Source organism: Blautia luti, assembly GCF_033096465.1.
Lineage (GTDB): Bacteria > Bacillota > Clostridia > Lachnospirales > Lachnospiraceae > Blautia_A > Blautia_A luti.
This window is the reverse complement of the sequence record NZ_AP028156.1, coordinates 3,545,613-3,566,367: the sequence shown is the minus strand read 5'-3', so window position 1 is coordinate 3,566,367 and position 20,755 is coordinate 3,545,613. Positions and strand designations below refer to the sequence as shown.

Below are 20,755 nucleotides of genomic sequence, written 5' to 3'. Positions count from 1 at the left end.
TCATGACGGAAAAACAAAAATATCTTTTGAAGCTTTTTCAGGAGGTTGATGAAATCTGTAAAGAACATAATCTTCGGTATGTAATGGCGGGAGGCTCTCTGGTTGGGGCAGTTCGCCATGAAGGTTTTGTTCCCTGGGATGATGATGTGGATCTGTACATGCCCAGATCTGACTGGGAGAAATTTGTGGAAATCTGCAGAACCGAACTGCCGCCGGAGCGGAAGATCCAGTGTTCAGATGTAGACAGGACATATACGAATTCTTTTCCACGCTATGCATCAGCAGATACCTGCGCTGTCCACAAGAGCCAGATCATCGGAAAGGACTGTGCGGGAGAGATCATAGATGTACTTACGCTGGACCCGATTCCGGCAGACGATAAAGAATATGAGAAATACAGAACCCATATGATGATCTATTCAGATCTGATCAACATCTCTGTAGGATACAGTGACCGCTGGGAAATCCCGGCGTCCCTTTATCTGAAATACCTGCTTTCCTATGTTTTTCTGGGTAAAAACAGAACCCTGAAGAAACTGGAGAAGATCATGTTCTCCTATAAGGAAGAAGAATGTGACAGATATGCCATGCGCTGGGGAGGCTGTCCGTTCCTGTTTGACAAGGATATGCTCTTTCCTGTGAAATACGGGAAGTTCGAAGGGGAGAAGGTAATGATCCCCAATCATTGCAGTGATTATCTCATCTGGCATTACGGAGATGAGTGGTCATATATGCCGCCTCATGACAGCAGGGAAGGACATGTGGCTGTTAACGTAGATGGGGTTTCTTTCGAAGAATTCAGGGAAGATTATATGCCCAAGATGAAAAAGGGCAGACTTCGTTTTAATGCTGCCCGGCGTAAATTTTATAATATGTGTATAGCGAAGAAGCGGCACAAACTCCGCCAGGAAGGCCTTATGATGAAGGCGAAGGTTGTGGCATTGGATCTCCAGAGATCTATTGTGAAGTCCGGGATAAACCTGGAAGAAGCCATGGAGAAAAGGGAATATGGCAGCCTGTCGAATCTGTTTGGTGCATATTATAAAGCTCAGCTCAGTGCGGAATTTATCGGCAGGGAAGATTACACATTTATTTATGCATTTTATCATCCTGTTCTTGCAGACCTTCCGGATGAGGTGTTTATGGCAGCTGTGCAGACGCTGTTTTATACAGAAAGGGTTTCCAAGGCATACCGCCTGCTGGAGATATGGGAGAAACAGAAGCATCTTACGGACGGTATGCAGACGTTGAAAATGGACATAGAACTGTTTCGGAAAGCTGCGGATCATTACGAATTCCAGAGAATGGAAGAAGCAGGCAGGATCTGTGAGGATCTGCTTAAGAAATATCCGGAACATCCGGGACTGATGAAATTTAAATGCCGTTTCATGATGGCAGATGCAGGAGAACACAGGCTGGAAGCGGAACGTTTCCTGGAAGATGCGTTGAGAATTTTCCCGGAAGATGGATATTTCCTGAAATATAAGGCAGATATTTTATGGATGAACGGAAACGGAGAGAAGGCACTTGAACTTTATGCACAGGTACGGGAGAAAACTTCCAACGGCATGATCTGGCTGGAAATGGACAGGCTGTTTCTTCCATATAAAGAGCAGATCCTGGCAAACTGTGAGCAGCTGATCGCCGGCCGTGCAAGAGAAGAAGCCCTTCGCACCATGGAACTGTGGATGAAGATACTTCCGGATGATGAAGACATCAGAGCCGGACTTTATCTGGTAAAAGTAGCCTGCGCACGGACTCAGAGTGAGATTGAAAAAGAAATCCGTGAGATCCGTAAAAAGATAGGCACTCCGATGAAAAATCCACTTCCGGTAAACGGAAAGAAGGATGCGCCAGATGAGGAACAGGACAAAAATAACAAGAAAGAGAAACCAGGCCTTCAGGTATACAAGAAAGCACTGACCAAAGCCTGGAGGCGTCTGGGATATCCGGCAGAACTTGCTTCATTAAGGACAGAGATCATTTGTACAGATGAGGAAAGTGAGCTGGAGTGGCTGGCAGAGCAGGTGCGTAGCCGTCTGATCCATAAAGAAGAGAAAGGGTATGTCTATAAACTTATGGGAGATATCCGTAATAAACAGGGACAGACCAGAAGCGCATTTGAAAATTATCGATCAGCACTGGACTATGTAAAGCCCTCTTATGTGAAAACGGAGCTTTATCGTATTATTATCAATGATCTGAAAGATGGAAGCAGACAGGCAGCAGATTCTGGAAAGAAATCAGATATCCAGGCTGTATTGAACGGATGGCTGGATAAATATGGAAGCCTGGAAGATATTCAGGCACTTGCGTCCAAACTTGTATGATCTGTGGACACAAAAGATTGTATAGAGAGGTTATAAGAAATTGAATAGGAAACAGAAGGTAATTTTATCTTTATTAAAAGAGATTGATGAAATATGCCGGAAGAATAATATCGAATATTATCTGTCTCCCCGTCTTACGTTATGCGCAGTGGAGGGCCTGCCTTTTCCACAGAATCCGTACTTCGGCGTAGTTCTGATGAAAACTGCGGAAATGGAACGGTTCCGTCAGGCAGTGGAGAATGATCCAAGGGAGAAACGTGCTCTGGAATCTATGAAAACCCATAAATATTTCCCGGGTTTTTATCTCAGATATGAGAATACAGACACAGTCTGCCTGAATCTTGACTGTCCCAGAGAGTATGCATATCCGGGGCTGGGAATCACGATCTATCCCCTGAGGGCAAACGGTGATTCTGGAATGAAGAAGAGATGGAGTACTTTTGAGGAAAAGGGATGGCTGGAGAATATAGATCAGCCTGCCGATGAAAAAGGGTTTAAAACTTTTTGCAGTAAAATGCTTATCAAGCTTCGCTGTCAGCTTACAGGCAGACAGTGGACTGCCAGAAAGATCTATGAAGACCTTTGCAGAAGCCAGCAGGACCCTGCAGCATCGAAATATTCTCTGAAAAGAAAGAAACAGGTGACTGTATATCCGGCGAAACTTTTTGAAAAAACGCAGACAGTAGAGCTGGAAGGAGAGAAGTTCCAGGTTCCGAAAAACATAAAGAAGTACCTGACTATAAGCTATGGATCAGGTTACAGACAGATCAGAGAGCCGAAATATTCGGTGCCGGGGCAGTCCATCATCAGCGCAAGAGTGAGCTATGCAGAGCTGTGGAAAGAATGGGGCAGTTTTGACCGATTTGTCAAAGAGAGACTGAAAAGTGTACGTAAAGTGAGAAAGAGCCGCAAGATGAAGGACTATTTCGAAGAATCCTGGGATTATGTAGAGTTTTGCGGCAAACGTATGAATCTGGGAATTTCCTATGAGAGGAAAAAGGACTATATTCTGAATTTATATAAAAATGAAGATTATGTGACACTGGAAAAGGTGTTCCGCCCATATTTCAAGATGATGCAGAAGAGTCTTGAAAAGGGTGAAATATTTGCGGAAGATGAAGAAATTCTCGATATTTATATAGATGTTCTGGAGAAAACAGGAAAAACCGAACAGAAAGAAAAGATCGGAATACTGATCTGAGGCAGGCAGAAACTGCCAGGTTTTGTTCGGGGTGAGCAGGGAGGAAATTTATGAAGCTTTCAGACTATATTGTTGCGTTTTTACAGAAAAAAGGAGTCAGGCATTTCTTCGGATATCAGGGAACCATGATCGCACATCTGGTAGATTCCATTGAAAGGAATCCGCTGACGGAAAATCATTCCTGTTATAATGAACAGGGAGCTGCGTTTGCGGCCTGCGGATATGCCCAGGCGAAGGAAGAATGTGCCTGTGCCTATGCTACCAGCGGTCCGGGAGCTGTGAATCTGTTGAGCGGTGTGGCAGATGCCTATTATGATTCCCTGCCTGTGATCTTCTTTACAGGACAGCTGAATACCTATGAATATTCAGGAATTGAAGGGTTACGGCAGCAGGGATTTCAGGAAACAGATATTGTTGCAATGGCAGGATCGATAACCAAATATGCAGTGCAGATCCGAAAACCGGAGGATATCGTAAAAGAGTTAAATAAGGCATATCATATTGCGAATACAGGAAGAAAGGGACCGGTTCTGATCGACCTGCCCATGGATATGCAGAGAAGTGAAGTGGCTAATCCGGTCTATGATATGGAATTCGAAGAATGTCATACAGATCCTGCACAGGCAGAAGCAGCGGCAGATGTGATCCTGGAGGCATTGGAGCAGTCTGTACGCCCGGTGATCATGCTTGGACATGGGGTGGACAGCACAGAAAGTCAGCAGGCACTGCTTCGTTTTACCCGGGAAAGACAGATACCTGTTATCACAAGTGTGCTGGCGAAGTCGGTATTGTCCTATGACCATCCGCTGAATTTCGGATGTATCGGAGGTGCTTACGGACATCGTTACGCTAATATGATCGCCAACGCGAAAAGTGATTTGATCCTGTGTTTCGGGATTTCCATGTGTACCAGACAGATCGGGACCAAAGTGCACGAATTTGCGAAAAATGCCCGCATTATCCGTGTAGATATTGATCCTTATAATCTGAAGAGAGATATCCATGAAGATGGTGTAAATGAAGTGAAACTTCAGGCAGAAACAGGAGCAGTGATCCGGTGTCTGTCAGAGAAAGGAAGCAGTGTTAAGAAGGAGTTCGGGGACTGGCTGGAGGTCTGCAGGGAGATCAAAGAGAACCTTCAGGCAGTAGATGACCAGACTCCGGAGAGATATACCAACCGTATGATCGCAGATCTCAGTGATATGCTGCAGGATACTTCTGCCATAGCCGTGGATGTAGGTCAGCATATGGTCTGGAGCTATCAGTCGTTTAAGAACCGCGAGGGCCAGAAACTTCTGTTTTCCGGCGGTCACGGAGCTATGGGATATGGACTTCCGGCAGCTATCGGCGCTTATTATGCCACAGGCAGACCTGTGGTATGTATCTGTGGAGACGGAGCCTTCCAGATGAATATCCAGGAACTGGAATGGGTAAAAAGGGAGAACCTTCCAATTAAAATGCTGATCATGAATAATGAGGCACTGGGAATGATCCGGCATCTTCAGAGAGACTATTTCGATTGTCTCTTCGCCGGAACTACAGACGGCTGTGGATTTGCATCCTGCAATTTCTCGAAAGTAGCTGACGCATACGGAATCCCTTCGAAACGTATGTGGTGTGATGAGGTAAAGGAAACCGCACCGGAATTCCTGGAAAAAGAAGGCCCGGGACTTCTGGAAATCATGCTGGAACACGGAACCTATGCATATCCGAAAACCTGCCTGGGAGAACCGATCCATAACCAGCAGCCTTATGCGCCGAAAGAAGTTTATGAGAAACTGATGAGCCTGTAATTAAGGCAGATACAGCTGAAACAGCAGAAAGTGAAAAGATATGAGCAGAGTAACTGTAATTACCGGAGGAACCTCCGGGATCGGAAGAGGGATCGTGGAAAAGATCCTGGCGAATTCCGAGAAAGATGACCTGATATTTGCCACATATGCTCATAACGCAGAGAAAGCGGAATGCTTTTGGGACAGTCTGACTCCGGATGATCAGGAGAAGCTGGTCATTCTGAAAGCAGATATGTCTTCTTATGAAGAAATGATGACATTTGTGGAAACTGTAAAGAAGCAGGCCGGGCATGTGGACTGGCTGATCAGCAATGCGGGGATCAGCACATATGATAAATTCGCAGATTACACATTTGAGGAGTGGAACAGGATCGTAAATACAAACCTGTCCATTCCGGTGTTTATGATAAAAGAATTTATGCCTGTGATGACAGAAGGAGGAAGCGTCCTTTTCATGGGATCTTATGCAGGACAGCAGGCATATTCCTCATCTGTGGTATACGGGGTGACAAAGGCAGCAGTACATTTCCTGACGAAATCGCTGGTCAAGGAATTTGAGCCCCGGGGGATCCGGGTAAATGCAGTGGCGCCGGGATTTATACAGACCCCGTGGCATGAGACCCGGACACAGGAAAGCTACGAAAGGATCAACCGTAAAATTGCCCTTCACCGTTTTGGAAAGATCCAGGAAGTAGCAGATATGGCGTATAGTATTTTGACCAATCATTATATGAATGGAAGTATTGTGGATATCCATGGAGGATATGATTACTTCTGATAAATGACAGGCAGATCTGTGACCGGCGTAAACCGGATCACAAGGCACAGAAGATGAAGGGGGAAAAATATGGAAGAGAAAAAGAAAATTGTAAAAGTATGCTTTTTTGGAGATTTTTCCATAAAAAGCGAGAGAGGGATGCTGGATGAACAGACAATCCACTCCAGAAAGATCCTGAAACTGCTGTCATATTTCGTTATGAACAGGGAACGAATGATCAGCGGGGAAGAACTGGGAGAATTTCTGTGGGGAAATGGAGGTTCTGCCAATCCGTTGGGAGCTTTGAAAAATCTGGTCTACAGACTGCGGATGACATTGCGGGAACTGGGCACAGAAGAATATATTGTTTCCAGTGCAGGGGCTTATGGATGGAACCCAAATATTCCCGTTTCCTGTGACATGGAAGAATTCGGACAGGCAGCAGAGAAGATTCGCAGTATACCGGAAGAACTGGTGGAAGAAAGGATTACTGCCTATGAAGAAGCACTGTTCATATACAGGAAACCGCTGACAGCAGTTTTAAGCGCAGATTCCTTTTTTTCCGTGCGCTTTACGTTCTATCATTCTTTTTTTATGAAACTGACAGGGGAACTGTGTGTGTTGTATGATCAGACCGGGGATTACAAGAAGATCCACCAGATCTGCGCATATGGGATCACCTGTGATGAAGTGAATGAAGATATGCATTACTGGCTGATCAGAAGCTGGATCAAAATGGGGGATATGGAGAATGCCCTGAAACAGTATGAGGTGGCCAGCCAGATCCTGCATTCCAGGCTGGGAATCCGGAGATCACGGAGAATACAGGCACTTTATGAAGAAATCCTGAAGATGGATCATAATCTGGAAAAGGCAACTCTGGAGGATGTGTGCAGCAATATAAAGGAACCGGAGCTGTCAGGTGTATTTCTGTGTGAATATACAGTATTCAGGGAAATCTACAGATTGGAAACAAGGCGTGCATCCAGAGGGAAAATACCGGAATATCTGCTGCTTCTCACTCTTGAATTTCACGAGCTGGAACAGGTTATGGAAGCTGCCAGATTCCTTTACCATAAAAAGAAAGCAATGGAGAAGCTGAAAACAATCCTGATGGATCAGCTTCGAATGGGAGATGTGGTTGCCAGATACAGTGATGAACAGTATATTGTGATGCTGCCATGGTGCACTCTTGAGGGTGTGTACAAGGTAATAAACCGGATCAGAGGCAGTTATATGAAAGAGATAAATTGTGTAAGAGTAGAAATAAGAGCAGAAATGCGCGAAGTTACTGCAGACTATGATCTGCCTGTACGGATACAGAGAAAAGCAGGCTGGGAAAATGATTCTGTTTGAGGTTACTGGGCACAGAGTGAACAGTAATCTGTTTGACAAGTACTTGGGACGCAGATATAATGTAACAAAAAGGAATTCTGGGTGCGGGAGTATCCGGGCAGGTGATAAAAGTGAAAGGGACACGTAATAAAAAATTTCAAAAAAGGATCCTGATCCTCACTGGAATTGTAGCATTACTGTTTACGGCATGGTCACTGCTGAATTTCAATGGAATGTTGAAAAAAACAGAGAAAAATAAAAAATATGATAATGTAACAGAATGGACAGAGCAGAATGCACGTCTGATTGAGTATAAGACGGCTCGTTATTATGAGATACTGGAATCAGCAGCAGCCAGGATCAAAGATATGTCTCTGGACAGTGAAGAGACTCAGAGATTTCTGGGCAGGACTTACAGCAAAAAAGAAACTCATTTCGTATATATGAGAATTCTGAACAAGGGTGGAAAAGCTCCGGGAATGAAGAAAGATTATTCTGAGATGAGCTATTTCAAGACCAGTATGTCCGGAAATAAAGCAATCAGCAAGAATGGTACTACATATAAAAGCGGTGTTGTTCTGTCCGTGCCGATTTATAATGATGCCCACCAGATAGAAGGAATTCTCTGTGGCATTCTTTCCAGTACCAGACTGAATATCTTTGATGATATAGCGAAGGAAAAAGAAAAGAGAAATCAGTTTGTGCTGGATGAAGATGGAAATTATCTGCTGAAACAGGATGTGAGAAATACTACAGGAACGAATTTCTTCGAAGATATGGGAAAAAGAAATCTGAGTCTGCTTTTGCCCACAATCCAGCTCAGGATCAGGAGCGGGGTTACGGTGCCCTTTGAGATTTACGGAGATAATGATGATGGAATGGTAGCGGTGATCGCACCGGTAAGAGATATTCATCTGTATACAGTAACAACGATCCGGGAGACGGAGATCGCACGTGAAAGTGCCGTATATCAGAAACATGTCATAAAGCTTACTGCGAAACTTATCGGAATGATGGTTCTGGTCCTGCTGGTATATTTGTATTTCCAGAGGGAAGATAAACGTTATATCCGCAGACTGAACAACAGACTGATGTTAAATGAGGAAACCTACAGGATCACAGCCAGAAACAGTGATACCTGTGTGTTTACATATGATGTGGAAACAGAACTTATCCAGTTTCTGAATGATAAGTATAAAGATATCGGTCTGGATCAGGAACAGCTCAGCATTCCTATCCTGCTGAAAAATATCAGCAAGGTAAGTCCGCAGTCCTGTGCAGATATCAGGAATATTCTGGAAACCATCGAAAATAAAGAAGTTACCTGTCAGAAAAAGATCTCAGTCTGGTCTAAGGGCAGAATGAGATACCTGCAGATATTTACCACCAATATTTTCGATGATTCAGGGGCTGTTTCACGAATGGTGGGAAGTATTGAGGATATCACAGACAGTGAGACTGATCCGATGACAGGAGCCATTATGCGTGCAGCAGGTACAGAGAGGATCGAGCAGATCCTGAAGAGTGATCCGGAGGCCGGTTCTGTTCATGCATTTATGATTGCTGACCTGGACAACTTCAAGAATCTGAATGACCGTCTGGGACATATGTGGGGCGATCATGCGCTCCATGATGTAGTGAAGATCATCAGGGATAATTGTCGTGCACAGGATGTGATCTGCAGGCTTGGCGGTGATGAGTTCGTTGTCTTCTTCAGGGATATTCCGCTGGATGTACTGCAGGAAAGAGTGAAACTGCTTTCCGAACAGCTTCATATTACCTACGAGAATGAGGGAGAAACAGTTACTATTTCTGTTTCCATGGGTATTGCCCTTACAGAGAAAGGAAAAGTTACGTTCCAGGAACTGTACAAGAGGGCAGATAAGGGGCTTTATGAGGTGAAAAGAACCAAAAAAGGAACCTGGCATATCGTCTGAAAACAATTCTCATTTTTACTGTTGTAATAAATCATGGAATTTAATAAAAAGGCTTGACTTCCATAGCTGTTTTGTGATAAACTTGACAAGCGACATGGAAGTTAGGTCTTTTTTTTATGCCCGAAAAAGGTGACGGATACATCGTCAGGCATGAGGAAATGACCATGCAAATGAAAACACTGGAGGTGGAAGTTGTGCGCGTTAAGATTACATTAGCATGTACCGAGTGCAAGCAGCGTAACTACAATATGACTAAGGAGAAAAAGAACCATCCTGAAAGAATGGAAACTCAGAAATATTGTAAGTTCTGCCGCAAACACACTCTGCATAAGGAAACAAAGTAATCCAAGGTAACTGGACGAAACAGTTACTCACAGAGAATTGTGAGGTCAGGCTATGCAAGGAAATGAAAAATCTGCTGGCAAAAGCCAGAAGAAGAGTTGGTTTCAGGGACTTCAATCAGAATTCAAGAAGATCGTCTGGACAGACCGCAGCACTCTGCTCAAACAGACCATCGTGGTTGTGTGCGTATCAATTGTGCTTTGTGTACTGATCAGCGTAATGGATTCATTTATTCTCGAAGGCATTAATCTTTTAATGAAATAAGGATAAGGTGATTGTATGTCAGAAGCGAAATGGTATGTTGTTCATACCTATTCAGGGTATGAAAACAAAGTAAAAGCCAACATTGAAAAAACCATCGAAAACCGACACCTGGAAGACCAGATCCTCGAGGTTCGTGTTCCTTTACAGGAAGTATCCGAGCTGAAGAACGGAACTGTGAAACAGGTTCAGAAGAAAATGTTTCCTGGCTATGTACTTCTCAACATGGTTATGAATGACGATACATGGTATGTTGTCCGTAACACCAGAGGTGTAACAGGCTTCGTTGGACCAGGATCCAAGCCGGTACCGTTAACTGAGGAAGAGATGCTCCCTCTTGGTATCCAGAATGAGGATATCCAGGTGGATTTCGCAGAAGGGGATACAGTTGTTGTCACAGGCGGTGCCTGGAAAGATACCGTTGGTGTTATCACTGCTCTTAATGTACAGAAGCAGACAGCAACGATCAATGTTGAACTTTTCGGCCGCGAAACGCCGGTAGAAATTAGTTTCGCAGAAATCAAACAGATGTAACAAGCAAAGGTAACAATATCGTGGGAGGGACCATAAACCCCCGCCAATACCACATAGGAGGTGCCGAAAAATGGCAAAGAAAGTAACAGGATATATCAAATTACAGATTCCGGCTGGTAAAGCAACTCCAGCACCACCTGTAGGTCCAGCTCTTGGACAGCACGGTGTAAATATCGTTCAGTTCACAAAAGAGTTCAATGCAAGAACAGCAGATCAGGGAGACTTAATCATTCCTGTAGTTATCACTGTTTATGCAGACAGAAGTTTCAGCTTCATAACCAAAACTCCGCCGGCTGCAGTTCTTCTTAAGAAAGCTGCTAAGATCAAATCCGGTTCCGGCGTACCGAACAAGACAAAAGTTGCTAAGGTTACTAAAGCTCAGGTTCAGGAAATCGCTGAACTTAAGATGAAAGACTTAAATGCAGCATCCCTCGAAGCAGCTATGAGCATGATCGCTGGTACTGCAAGAAGTATGGGAATCGAAGTAGTTGATTAATTTTAATATTAAATAGTAAGTGGGAGGGCGTTCCCCGCAAATACCACAGGAGGTTATAGAAATGAAACGAGGAAAGAAATACGTGGAAGCTGCTAAAGCAGTAGACCGCGCTACATTATATGATACCGCAGAAGCTATCAGCTTAGTTAAAAAAGCTGCAGTTGCTAAATTTGACGAAACTATCGAAGTTCATATCCGTACAGGCTGCGATGGACGTCATGCAGATCAGCAGATCCGTGGAGCAGTTGTTCTGCCACATGGTACTGGTAAAAAAGTTCGTGTTTTAGTATTCGCTAAAGATGCTAAAGCTGAAGAAGCAAAAGCAGCAGGTGCTGAATTCGTAGGAGCTGAGGAGCTTATTCCGAAGATCCAGAACGAAGGATGGTTAGACTTCGACGTTGTTGTTGCAACTCCAGATATGATGGGTGTTGTAGGTCGTCTTGGTCGTGTACTTGGACCGAAAGGTTTAATGCCAAACCCGAAAGCTGGTACAGTAACAATGGACGTTACTAAAGCAGTTCACGATATCAAAGCAGGTAAGATTGAGTACCGTCTTGATAAAACCAACATCATTCATGTTCCGGTTGGTAAAGCATCCTTTACAGAAGAACAGTTAAGCGACAACTTCCAGACGCTGATCGATGCTATCGTTAAGGCTAGACCAAGCACACTGAAAGGTCAGTATTTAAAGAGCGTTGTAATCGCTCCGACAATGGGACCTGGTGTGAAGATCAACCCGGTTAAGTTAGCACAATAAATTTAAGCAAAATGAAGCTCCCGAAGAAATTCGGGGGCTTTTTTGCACTCTTTTTTAACCGGATCAGGAAGTACCTTTCTTTAATTGTGAATATCTGCCTGGTTTGGTATTTCGGTTTGGCGAAAGAAGGGGGTTACAGGATTTCGAGAGAGTGTGTTATAGTAGGGAGGATGAATGGATGATAGAGATATTTTAGATGTATGTGTTATATGATAGCAGATATAGATAGTGACAGACAGGAGGAATTACTTTGGCAGCCAGAAGACGCAGAAGGAGAAGGGGTTATGCCCGGAGAAATGCGGGCAGGATTGTGTTGTGTACATTTATTGAGGTGATCGTGATCTGTGCGCTGGTCATAATGGTTGGCTGGAATAAAGGCATGAAGGAATGGTTTGCGCAGTTTCAGCAGCCAATTTTGAAGGAAGTGGATATCAGTGGAATCAACAGTCCCAATGCGATCCTGATGCAGGCGCGGGGTGGTAAGATACTGGGAGAGATCAATGGAGAGGAGAGGATCTATCCTGCTTCCATGACGAAGATCATGACAGTGATCGTGGCTATCGAGAATCTGGATGATCTGGAGGCGAAGATTACGCTGACGGATGAGATGTTCGCCGGGCTCTATGAGCAGGATGCGACCCAGGCGGGATTTCAGCCGGGTGAAGATGTGCGGGTGATTGATCTTCTTTATGGTGCCATGCTTCCGTCGGGAGCTGAGTGTTGTATTGCTCTGGCAGATACCATCAGCGGTTCTGAGGCGGATTTCGCAGAGTTGATGAATAAGAAGGCTGCGAAGCTTGGAATGGACAATACGCATTTCTGTGACTCTACAGGGCTACATAATCCGGATCATTACAGCACGGTTAAGGATATAGCGGTACTGATGAAGTACTGCATTAAGAATGATACGTTTCGTGAAATCGTGGAAAGCCCCAGACATTCCACAGGAGTGACCAATATCCACCCGGATGGCATCACGTATTACAGCACCATGTTTAAAAATCTGCCCGATCCCACAGTAACAGGTGGAAAGATTCTGGGTGGCAAAACCGGATACACCAGCGAGGCCGGACACTGCCTGACAAGTTTTGCAGAGATTGAGGGCAGAGAATATATTTTCGTTTCCGCAGGAGCAGTCGGTGATAATACAAATACAATCCCCCATATTCAGGATGCGGTAAACATTTATAACAGAGTTGGAGCTGCGATTGAGGAAAAGATGAATAATGGGTCTGAAGGGTAGACAGAGTTTGAGGTTCGTGTTATAATCAGTCACATACATAAGAACGATACGGGCTGTAAAAGGAGGTGGAACTGGTGACAGACAGACAAATACTGGAAGCTATTTTAGCAGAGGTCAAAGGATTTGGAATTCGAATGGATGGTTTTGAAGGTCGAATGGATGGTTTTGAAGGTCGAATGGATGATTTTGAAGGCCGAATGGATCGAATGGAAAAGTGTCAGGAGCGTTTTGAAGAAGAGACCAGAAATAATTTTGCGGATATTAAATTGCATCTGGAGAACACAACAGACAAAAATCTTTCCATCCTTGCAGAGAATTACCAGAATGTAATCGATAAGATGAATGTGCCGATTACCTGGATGAACAGGGTAATGATGAATGAGATTAGAATTAATTCTCTAACAGATCAGGTTGCTAAACTTCAGGAAAAATGCAGTTAAACTTTCAATGATGAAAATACGAACGGATAAAGAAGAGCTATCGGTAAAAACGGAATGACCGATAGCTCTTTTGGTATTTTCAGGCGAATAAATGATTACATTATGATAAGTTGAAAAATTAGAATTCTTTTACATAAAAGATAAATTGATAGATATTTGTTCTTGAATTGTTGAATTTGATATAGTAGAATTTTAGAAAAAAGAAAGGAGACAGAAGTCTATGAAAAAGAAAAAGTTTTTGATTAATTGCATGTGCTGTCTTGCATTAGCAGTGGGAACTGGTGGTGTCAGTACAATGGCGTCAGATCTGAATGTTGAATTTACAGCAGATGAAGGTAATGCTGTGGATGATACAGATATTTCTGCCTTTTCGGAAGGGGAGGAAATCGGAGATGATGCGACGCAGCCACAGGATATTGGTATTGTAGAAGATGAAACAGAGGACAGAGAAACGGAGAATGAAGAATTTGAGGATACGGTCCTGCCAGCGGCGGCATCAGATGATTTTGAGATAGAAGATGGAGTCCTGGTGAAGTATCATGGCACTGAAAGAGATGTTCTGGTTGTTCCGGATAATGTGACAACCATTGGTTTAAGAGCTTTTTCCACTGCGTATGCAAGAAAGATTGTGCTGGGAGAAAATGTAAAGGTTATTGAATCAGAAGGATTTGCAGGAAGTGGGGTCCATATTGTTGAAATGCCCTATGTAACGACCATTGAAAGTGAAGCTTTTAGAAACTGCGGGAGTCTTGAGAAAGTTGAATTTGGAAATGAACTGAAGACGATTGATTATAATGCTTTTGAGAATTGTGAGAATCTGGGAGGCGAACTGACGATTCCTGAAAGTGTAACGAAGATAGGTGATTATGCATTTTGTAATACCAGGATTGAAAAGGTTACATTTTTGTGTACTGATATTACTTATGGTGTAAGTATATTTTCACGCAATGATTCATTGAAAGAGATGTATATTTATGGTGGTACATTGCCTTCCTGGCGGACTTCTGCACCATGGAGTACAGAATCATTGGAAAAGGTATATATTGGATCAAATGTAAAAAGTCTGGGCTATCATGCTTTTTCGAGGTGTGCTAAGCTTCAGGATGTTACGATTGAGCCTGGACAGTATGATACGATAGGGTTTGCTACGTTTTCGGGATGTACTTCTTTGAAACATATTGTGATCCCCGATAACATTAAGAAAATTGAAGATAGTGCTTTTTCAGAAACCGGTCTGGAAGAGATAGATCTGAATCAGGTTACAGAGTTAGGTGGAGGCAGTTTTATGTCGTGTAAATCCCTTAGTTCTGTGAAGTGGGATCATGTGACAAGCGTGGGACAGGGATGCTTCCTGGGATGTAAAAGTATTAAAGAACTCGTACTTCCACAGACTCTGGTTAGTATGTGCAGTGATTCTTTCTGGAATGAATCCAGTCTTGAAAAATTGACAGTTACCGGAAAAGATACAGAGTTACTGTTAGGCGCTTTTGATGAGTGTGAAAATTTAAAAGTAATTGATGTTCAGGCAGCCAAAAAGGTAGAAGGATATCTCCCGAACAGTACAGGATGGACATTACTGATTGGAAACGATGTTGCGGAGATTGGAAGGATCTCAGGGGATGTTCAGAGTCTGGTAATTAACGGAGATGAAAATCTGAATTTAAATCAGAATGCCTTTAATGGAATTACTGCGTTAAAATCAGTTCATATATCAGGAAAAGTGACGCTTTCTGATTATTGTTTTAGTGGCTGTGAAAATTTGGCAGATGTAACATTCGAAAATGGTCCGGCAGTTATTGGAAGAGGTGCTTTTGCAGGTGATAAATCTATTACAGAACTGATACTGCCGGAAGGAGTCACAGAAATAGATGTAGATGCTTTTAAGGAAATGACAGCATTGAAAGAGCTTATTGTCCCGGATAGTGTTACAATATTGCAAAGAGGATTTCTGAGAAATAGTGGTGTGGAAAAATTAACGGTGCCACATCTGGGTGAAGATGGAAGAATTGGAAAACCAGAGGAATTACCTGGATTAAAAGAAATCACTATCAAGAACGGAAAAATAAGTTCATTAGCTTTTGAAGGTTATACAAATCTTAAATCAGTGGTTCTTGGTGATAAAGTTACTGAAATTGGGCATAGAGCTTTTTTGAATTGCCCGGCATTAAACAAGGTAACGGTTCCTGCCAGTGTAAAGAACATTGGAGAATATGCATTTGGCACAAAGGCAGTGAAGCGTGTAGAGGGAAACAGAGTTTATTATGACAAATACGAACCTGCATTTCCAAAAGAAAAATTCAAACTAAGTGGTTACGCCGACACAGCAGCGGAGAAATATGCTGAAAGTACAGAGGGAATTGAATTTATCGACTTGGGTGGAACGGTAAGGTCATTCAAGGTAACTGTCAGTAAATCATCTGTTATTTATAATGGAAAATCACAGGAAATAGGTGTTACAGTTAAACAAGGTTCCAAAACATTAAAGAAAAATACAGATTATACAGTAACATATAAAAATAATAAAAACATTGGAACGGCCACAATAACTGTTACCGGAAAAGGCAAATATAAAGGAATTACAGCGAAAGCAACATTTAAGATTACGTTACCTGAGAAGCAGAAGGTCACGGTCAGCAAAATCACCTACAGAGTAACAAATGCTGCTGTTAATGGAAAAGGTACAGTGAGTGTAAAGGGAATTACTGATAAGAAAACAAGAACATCCCTTACAATAGGAAAAACTGTAAAAATTGGAGGTGTATCCTACAAGATTACAGGAATTGATTCTTCCGCATTTGCAAATGCGTCGAAATTAAAGTCGGTTACCATAGGAAGTAATGTACGACGGATTGGTGCGAAGGCATTTTACAATTGCAAATCACTGGCTAAGGTTATCGTGAATACTTCCAAATTAACAGATAAAAATGTGGGAGCAAATGCATTCAAGGGAATAAAGGCAACCTGTACTTTCAAAGTTCCGAAAGCAAAGATTTCTGCATATAAGAAATTGTTTAAAGCAAAAGGAGCCGGGGCGAAAACAAAAGTAACAGGTTAATGTAAAATAGTATTACAAAGAGAAATGGGGTCCTGTATAAAGGGGCTCCATTTTTTGAAAAATACGTAGATATTTTTTATTTATATTATATGTTCAGAACAAGGTTTCTTCATTCTCATCAAACAACTTATCATTAATTTCAAACAAGCTAAGTTTATGCAGCAATCCGTAATAGATGATAGCGTCACGTTTTAGTTTCGGGTAGAGTTGGGCCATTCCGCAGAGTTTCAGTAATTCCTGGGTTTCTTCGACACTGGCTTCCAGACCGTAGCACAGGCACAGCAGACGGTTTCTGGAAGGATTCCGACGGCCAGCGAAAATCTGGTGAAGATAGATTTCACTCATACCGGCTTTTTTGGCAAGAGCAGCCTTGGAAATATTTTTCTTCTCAAACAGATGGTTTAATAACTCAGATACACTTTTATTCACAAATTGTTCCTGGTTCTGGGACAGGAACAGAGTAAGATCCGGTGAATCCATAAGTTCCTGCTGTAAACCATCTGTATTTTTCTTTTTCATAATCCGCGCCTTTACAATAGTTATTGAATAAGATACAATATTCTAAATAGTGTACTCAAATAACAATATACTATAAATGGTTCTGAAAAACAATATGCAGACCGCATAGTGATGAGGATGAGAAATATGGATATTTATGACAACCTTCTTGAGTCAGTTCATAATGAATATGATACCATAAGGCTGATCAAGAAAAGTGAACGGGGCGAAGTCTCACTTGTACGTCACAGAGACAGCGGCACCCGTTATATTTTTAGACATTTTTATGGGAGCAGCGAAGTTTATCAGCTGCTTCTCACTATTTCCTGCCCGTATTTGCCCCAGATTATGGAAGTAGGGGAAAGAGACGGCAGGACTGTCCTGCTGGAAGAATATGTACAGGGGGATACACTCAGAGATATTCTGGAGTGTGGTCTGCTGACTGCAGCAGAGGCCAGGCAGATTACACGACAGCTGTGTTCGGCATTGTGGGTGCTTCATTCCATGGGGGTGGTACACAGGGATGTAAAACCGGACAATGTTATTGTACGTGGGAAAGAGGCGGTACTGATTGATTTTGATGCTTCCAGAATATATAAAAGTGCTATCCAGGAAGACACTCAGATTCTGGGTACAACCGGTTTTGCCGCACCGGAGCAATACGGCCTTTCTCAGTCAGACGGGCGCGCTGATATTTATGCGCTGGGTGTTCTGCTCAATATTATGGTGACAGGGGAACATCCTTCCAGAAAGCTTGCAGGTGGAAGAATAGGGCGGATCGTACAACGCTGTACAATGGTAAGCCCGGAGAAAAGGTATAAAAATATTCTTCATTTGATGGAGGTTCTGTAAAAGGAGAAGGAAGAATGAGCAAAAAATGCATAAAATGTGGGCATCCGCTTCCGGATAACGCATCGTTCTGTCCACACTGCACAGCAGTTCAGATGGAAAAAAAAGAAGTAAAGACCCCGAGAAGGTGGAAAAAGAAAATGCTTATGGTTCTGGGAATACTGGCTGTAGTTGCTGCAGTGGGGACGCTGATTTCTCTGCATCACAGACCACAGACTTATGAAGGCAGCGCGCAGATCGTTTATCCAGATAAAGATAAATCTTATAAAGTTCTTCTGACTTTCTCTGAAGGAGATGGGGTGACGGGACATGCACAGGGAGAACGTACAGATACTTTGTCAGAAGGCATGGACAGTGCACTTCCCTGTCAGCTGTATGCGTTCGATCAGGAGACAGGAGAGCTGGCATGGGAGGAGTTTTCAGAAGAGGTGGAATCCTGTGTGGTTGATACAAAGCCATCTGAAGATTCACAGAAAATGGAATATATAGAACCGGTACATAACGAAAGTTTTCCGAATGCAGCCTATGTTTCGGATATTATGTATACTTCTGACAGTGGTACCAATGATATTCTGTGGACACTGACCATGAAAAATGGAGATACCATTTCTCTCAGTACCCGTCTTACGATAGAAAAACAGGCTGCAGTCGCCTATTTTTCGGAAGATGTTCCCATGGAAACAACGGATGATCTGAAGACGCTGCTGGCTTCCATTGAAGAAGAGGTGTCTTCCGATACACCGGTATATCTGCATCTTCCGGCAGTGACTTATGAGGGAGATATTACTTTCGGCAATCACGTCTGGGGGATTTATGGAAGTAAAGAAGGAAACGCTGAGACTACTTTTACAGGAACAGTGAGCATGAGAGGGCTTAATGGAAATTATGCGGAGATGTCGGGGATTCGTTTCGAAGGTAATTCAGGAACCGGACTGAATGCGTATTGTCTTGTACTCCTTTCCCAGTGCACCTTCGAAGGCTGGGATACCGCTGCTCTGGCACAGAACGGAGCATGGGTCAATGCCAGTGCTTGTACTTTCACAAATAACAATACAGCTTTGAAATTTAATACCAGTTCTGCGTATGGAACCGCCCCGAGCTACTTAAACAATACATTTACCGGGAATGGAACTGCTGTCTGCATTGACAGCCTGCCAGGATCAGAAGTCCTTGATTTCGCAGGAAGTATATTTTCTGGAAATGATACGGATATTGATAATAAGGCGGAGCATCCGGTGGATACAGCCAGGGCGGTTATGGTTACTGTTCAAGGGTTAGCTGGACTTGAGAAAACCGATGGTGTAGACTGATAACAGTCAAAGCCATCAGTTTTCTTTATCCAAATATTCTGGACACTCTGTCATATATATTTGCCGGATCTTCAAGGCGCATCAAAACAAGCATGCTCATGCATTGGCAGAGATAATCGATGCTTTCGAAACTTCTGAATGTCACGGCCTGCGCCTGTTTCCGCTTATAATTCCTTAGAAGCCTTTCGGCTTCATTATTCGTGGCAGGTACCCGGATATCATGCAGGAACAACAGATGGTTGTGCATGTATTTCTCCATTCTCAGGAATAAATTGTACCCGTCTTTATAATAATCATTTGCCGGAATGTCTTCATATTCTTTCCTGGCAGTTTCCAGTATCTCACGGTATCGTTTTTCGAATCCGGAGACTATTTCCGGATCTGGCCCGTGTGGCTGCCGGCATCCATTTCGGAAGTGGACCATTTCCTGCACCAGTGCATGCATTTTTTTATTCCAGGTACGGTCTGGTTCATTCTCCATGCTGGCTTTCAGATACCGCAGTACATGGGCAAGGCATTCCTGATGATCTGCTCCATAATTATAAAAGGTAATATCATGGTCATGGACAAGGATCCCCTGATAGTCTTCTGTAACCGTACCCTTTACTCCTTCGTGTCCCTTTTTCTCGCGGGCAAAGTACAGGGCTTTTCCGTCCGGGGTTGCACAGACATATACCTGGCAGCTCTTTCCGTTTTCCCTGGCATTTGTACAATCATCCGTATGCATAACAGGGGAAAGCAGCATATCTGCATAGGCAGACCTGCGTTCAGGCTCAGTTTTTAAAGCAAACTCCCGGTTTAGTCTGCTTATTATGCCTTTGGAAATATTCAGTTTTCCACCCGTCAGGTCGGACAGAAAAGCCCTGCTCTTATCAATGGATGTACAGCAGTCATTGTTCAGAAGGAACAGAAAAGCACGTATGCTGCCATCATAATTCACATCATCGATAACTCCATCTGGAAATGCTGCATGTGCACGTTCTCCCGTATGACTGTTATAATAAACATCTGCATGATATTCCGTTACATTCAGGACCATACGGATACTTACCATCTGCTTTACGATGGTCCTGGCAGTCTTTTTAAAAACACAGTCTTCGAGCACTTCTTCAGGTGGAGGAAGGAGGATAACTGGCTGCGTAGGCTCCTGCCTTTTCCGGCAGTGCCCTTTGTGGCCAGGCTGCCCGCCTGGTTTTCTGCCTGTTTTTTCCCTGTTCTTCTTCCAGTCTGGATGCCGCTTCATAAAACTGATGTCTGAAAACGGCTGCTTTATCCAGTGCATCATCTCTTTGCTTTTCTGCATTCAGTGTACGGATCTCCATTTTTCGGAGTTCCTGCGCGGACCTTTTTTGTGCCTTTTCAAACTCCCGGAGCATATCCTCCAGTACCTGAAGCCAGTAATTGCGCACACGGATCGTTTCTTTGTGCGCATCTGCAAGTTCTTTTTTCAGCTTCTCAATCTTATGTTCATAAACGTTGTACTCTTTCTGATGAAGTTCTTCTAACTGGATATATCTTTCGCCAGATTCCAGTTCTTTGTTTCTGCGTTGTGCAGCTTTCAGCCGACACATGAGAGTGATATGATCATAAGTATCAGGCATACGTTTTCCTCCGGTA

General features: G+C 43.2%; 19 protein-coding genes. 16 read left to right on the top strand and 3 right to left on the bottom strand.

The window, feature by feature from the left end:
• Positions 1-2: 2 nt before the first annotated feature.
• The 14 genes from R8695_RS16520 (at position 3) to R8695_RS16455 (ending at position 16,481) form a co-directional block, all read left to right on the top strand.
• Positions 3-2,330, top strand: coding sequence for a LicD family protein (locus tag R8695_RS16520; protein ID WP_154780083.1), 2,328 nt, complete (start codon positions 3-5; stop codon positions 2,328-2,330).
• Positions 2,331-2,370: 40 nt separating this feature from the next.
• Positions 2,371-3,531, top strand: coding sequence for a LicD family protein (locus R8695_RS16515; RefSeq protein ID WP_154780082.1), 1,161 nt, complete (start codon positions 2,371-2,373; stop codon positions 3,529-3,531).
• 50 nt (positions 3,532-3,581) lie between these two features.
• The gene (locus R8695_RS16510; RefSeq protein ID WP_118509988.1) at positions 3,582-5,324 is read left to right on the top strand and encodes a thiamine pyrophosphate-binding protein; all 1,743 of its coding nucleotides are present in this window, start codon (positions 3,582-3,584) and stop codon (positions 5,322-5,324) included.
• Positions 5,325-5,364: 40 nt separating this feature from the next.
• Positions 5,365-6,102 (top strand): SDR family NAD(P)-dependent oxidoreductase, encoded by a 738-nt coding sequence (locus tag R8695_RS16505; protein ID WP_118509990.1) that lies wholly within the window; start codon positions 5,365-5,367, stop codon positions 6,100-6,102.
• 69 nt (positions 6,103-6,171) lie between these two features.
• Positions 6,172-7,437 (top strand): BTAD domain-containing putative transcriptional regulator, encoded by a 1,266-nt coding sequence (locus R8695_RS16500; protein WP_154780081.1) that lies wholly within the window; start codon positions 6,172-6,174, stop codon positions 7,435-7,437.
• A 101-nt stretch (positions 7,438-7,538) separates the two neighbouring features.
• Positions 7,539-9,353: a sensor domain-containing diguanylate cyclase gene (locus R8695_RS16495; protein ID WP_154780080.1), complete on the top strand. Its 1,815-nt coding sequence runs from the start codon at positions 7,539-7,541 to the stop codon at positions 9,351-9,353.
• Positions 9,354-9,547: 194 nt separating this feature from the next.
• The gene (gene rpmG / locus R8695_RS16490; protein WP_025578252.1) at positions 9,548-9,697 is read left to right on the top strand and encodes a 50S ribosomal protein L33; all 150 of its coding nucleotides are present in this window, start codon (positions 9,548-9,550) and stop codon (positions 9,695-9,697) included.
• 52 nt (positions 9,698-9,749) lie between these two features.
• Positions 9,750-9,959: a preprotein translocase subunit SecE gene (gene secE, locus R8695_RS16485; RefSeq protein ID WP_118509996.1), complete on the top strand. Its 210-nt coding sequence runs from the start codon at positions 9,750-9,752 to the stop codon at positions 9,957-9,959.
• Positions 9,960-9,974: 15 nt separating this feature from the next.
• Positions 9,975-10,490, top strand: a complete 516-nt coding sequence (nusG, locus tag R8695_RS16480) for a transcription termination/antitermination protein NusG (protein WP_118509998.1) — start codon at positions 9,975-9,977, stop codon at positions 10,488-10,490.
• A 70-nt stretch (positions 10,491-10,560) separates the two neighbouring features.
• Positions 10,561-10,986, top strand: a complete 426-nt coding sequence (gene rplK / locus R8695_RS16475) for a 50S ribosomal protein L11 (protein ID WP_008705378.1) — start codon at positions 10,561-10,563, stop codon at positions 10,984-10,986.
• A gap of 61 nt (positions 10,987-11,047) precedes the next feature.
• The gene (gene rplA, locus R8695_RS16470) at positions 11,048-11,743 is read left to right on the top strand and encodes a 50S ribosomal protein L1 (protein ID WP_118510000.1); all 696 of its coding nucleotides are present in this window, start codon (positions 11,048-11,050) and stop codon (positions 11,741-11,743) included.
• 250 nt (positions 11,744-11,993) lie between these two features.
• Positions 11,994-12,986 (top strand): D-alanyl-D-alanine carboxypeptidase family protein, encoded by a 993-nt coding sequence (locus R8695_RS16465; RefSeq protein ID WP_330585068.1) that lies wholly within the window; start codon positions 11,994-11,996, stop codon positions 12,984-12,986.
• Positions 12,987-13,060: 74 nt separating this feature from the next.
• Positions 13,061-13,426 (top strand): hypothetical protein, encoded by a 366-nt coding sequence (locus tag R8695_RS16460; RefSeq protein WP_308418814.1) that lies wholly within the window; start codon positions 13,061-13,063, stop codon positions 13,424-13,426.
• A gap of 220 nt (positions 13,427-13,646) precedes the next feature.
• Entirely contained in the window at positions 13,647-16,481 is a 2,835-nt protein-coding gene (locus R8695_RS16455; RefSeq protein ID WP_154780079.1) for a leucine-rich repeat protein, read from the top strand.
• A gap of 93 nt (positions 16,482-16,574) precedes the next feature.
• Here R8695_RS16455 and R8695_RS16450 read toward each other — a convergent pair whose 3' ends face one another.
• Positions 16,575-17,000 carry a helix-turn-helix domain-containing protein gene (locus tag R8695_RS16450; protein WP_118510006.1) on the bottom strand — a complete coding sequence of 142 codons (426 nt, stop codon included), beginning with the start codon at positions 16,998-17,000 and terminating at the stop codon, positions 16,575-16,577.
• A 126-nt stretch (positions 17,001-17,126) separates the two neighbouring features.
• Between R8695_RS16450 and R8695_RS16445 the strand changes: the two genes are divergently transcribed.
• The gene (locus tag R8695_RS16445) at positions 17,127-17,831 is read left to right on the top strand and encodes a serine/threonine protein kinase (protein ID WP_243139483.1); all 705 of its coding nucleotides are present in this window, start codon (positions 17,127-17,129) and stop codon (positions 17,829-17,831) included.
• A gap of 14 nt (positions 17,832-17,845) precedes the next feature.
• The gene (locus R8695_RS16440; protein WP_118510008.1) at positions 17,846-19,138 is read left to right on the top strand and encodes a zinc ribbon domain-containing protein; all 1,293 of its coding nucleotides are present in this window, start codon (positions 17,846-17,848) and stop codon (positions 19,136-19,138) included.
• 25 nt (positions 19,139-19,163) lie between these two features.
• Here R8695_RS16440 and R8695_RS16435 read toward each other — a convergent pair whose 3' ends face one another.
• Both R8695_RS16435 and R8695_RS16430 read right to left on the bottom strand, forming a co-directional pair.
• Positions 19,164-20,243: an IS66 family transposase gene (locus R8695_RS16435; protein WP_317676193.1), complete on the bottom strand. Its 1,080-nt coding sequence runs from the start codon at positions 20,241-20,243 to the stop codon at positions 19,164-19,166.
• Between the two features lie 4 nt (positions 20,244-20,247).
• A complete protein-coding gene (locus tag R8695_RS16430) occupies positions 20,248-20,739 on the bottom strand; it encodes a hypothetical protein (RefSeq protein ID WP_317676192.1) in 492 nt (163 codons plus the stop codon).
• Between the last annotated feature and the right edge of the window lie 16 nt (positions 20,740-20,755).

Excerpts from the sequence above, each read along its gene's own strand:
- R8695_RS16520 (WP_154780083.1), top strand. The coding sequence starts at position 3 with ATGACGGAAAAACAAAAATATCTTTTGAAGCTTTTTCAGGAGGTTGAT.
- R8695_RS16510 (WP_118509988.1), top strand. The coding sequence starts at position 3,582 with ATGAAGCTTTCAGACTATATTGTTGCGTTTTTACAGAAAAAAGGAGTC.
- R8695_RS16505 (WP_118509990.1), top strand. The coding sequence starts at position 5,365 with ATGAGCAGAGTAACTGTAATTACCGGAGGAACCTCCGGGATCGGAAGA.
- R8695_RS16500 (WP_154780081.1), top strand. The coding sequence starts at position 6,172 with ATGGAAGAGAAAAAGAAAATTGTAAAAGTATGCTTTTTTGGAGATTTT.
- secE (WP_118509996.1), top strand. The coding sequence starts at position 9,750 with ATGCAAGGAAATGAAAAATCTGCTGGCAAAAGCCAGAAGAAGAGTTGG.
- nusG (WP_118509998.1), top strand. The coding sequence starts at position 9,975 with ATGTCAGAAGCGAAATGGTATGTTGTTCATACCTATTCAGGGTATGAA.
- rplK (WP_008705378.1), top strand. The coding sequence starts at position 10,561 with ATGGCAAAGAAAGTAACAGGATATATCAAATTACAGATTCCGGCTGGT.
- rplA (WP_118510000.1), top strand. The coding sequence starts at position 11,048 with ATGAAACGAGGAAAGAAATACGTGGAAGCTGCTAAAGCAGTAGACCGC.
- R8695_RS16455 (WP_154780079.1), top strand. The coding sequence starts at position 13,647 with ATGAAAAAGAAAAAGTTTTTGATTAATTGCATGTGCTGTCTTGCATTA.
- R8695_RS16450 (WP_118510006.1), bottom strand. The coding sequence starts at position 17,000 with ATGAAAAAGAAAAATACAGATGGTTTACAGCAGGAACTTATGGATTCA.
- R8695_RS16445 (WP_243139483.1), top strand. The coding sequence starts at position 17,127 with ATGGATATTTATGACAACCTTCTTGAGTCAGTTCATAATGAATATGAT.
- R8695_RS16440 (WP_118510008.1), top strand. The coding sequence starts at position 17,846 with ATGAGCAAAAAATGCATAAAATGTGGGCATCCGCTTCCGGATAACGCA.
- R8695_RS16430 (WP_317676192.1), bottom strand. The coding sequence starts at position 20,739 with ATGCCTGATACTTATGATCATATCACTCTCATGTGTCGGCTGAAAGCT.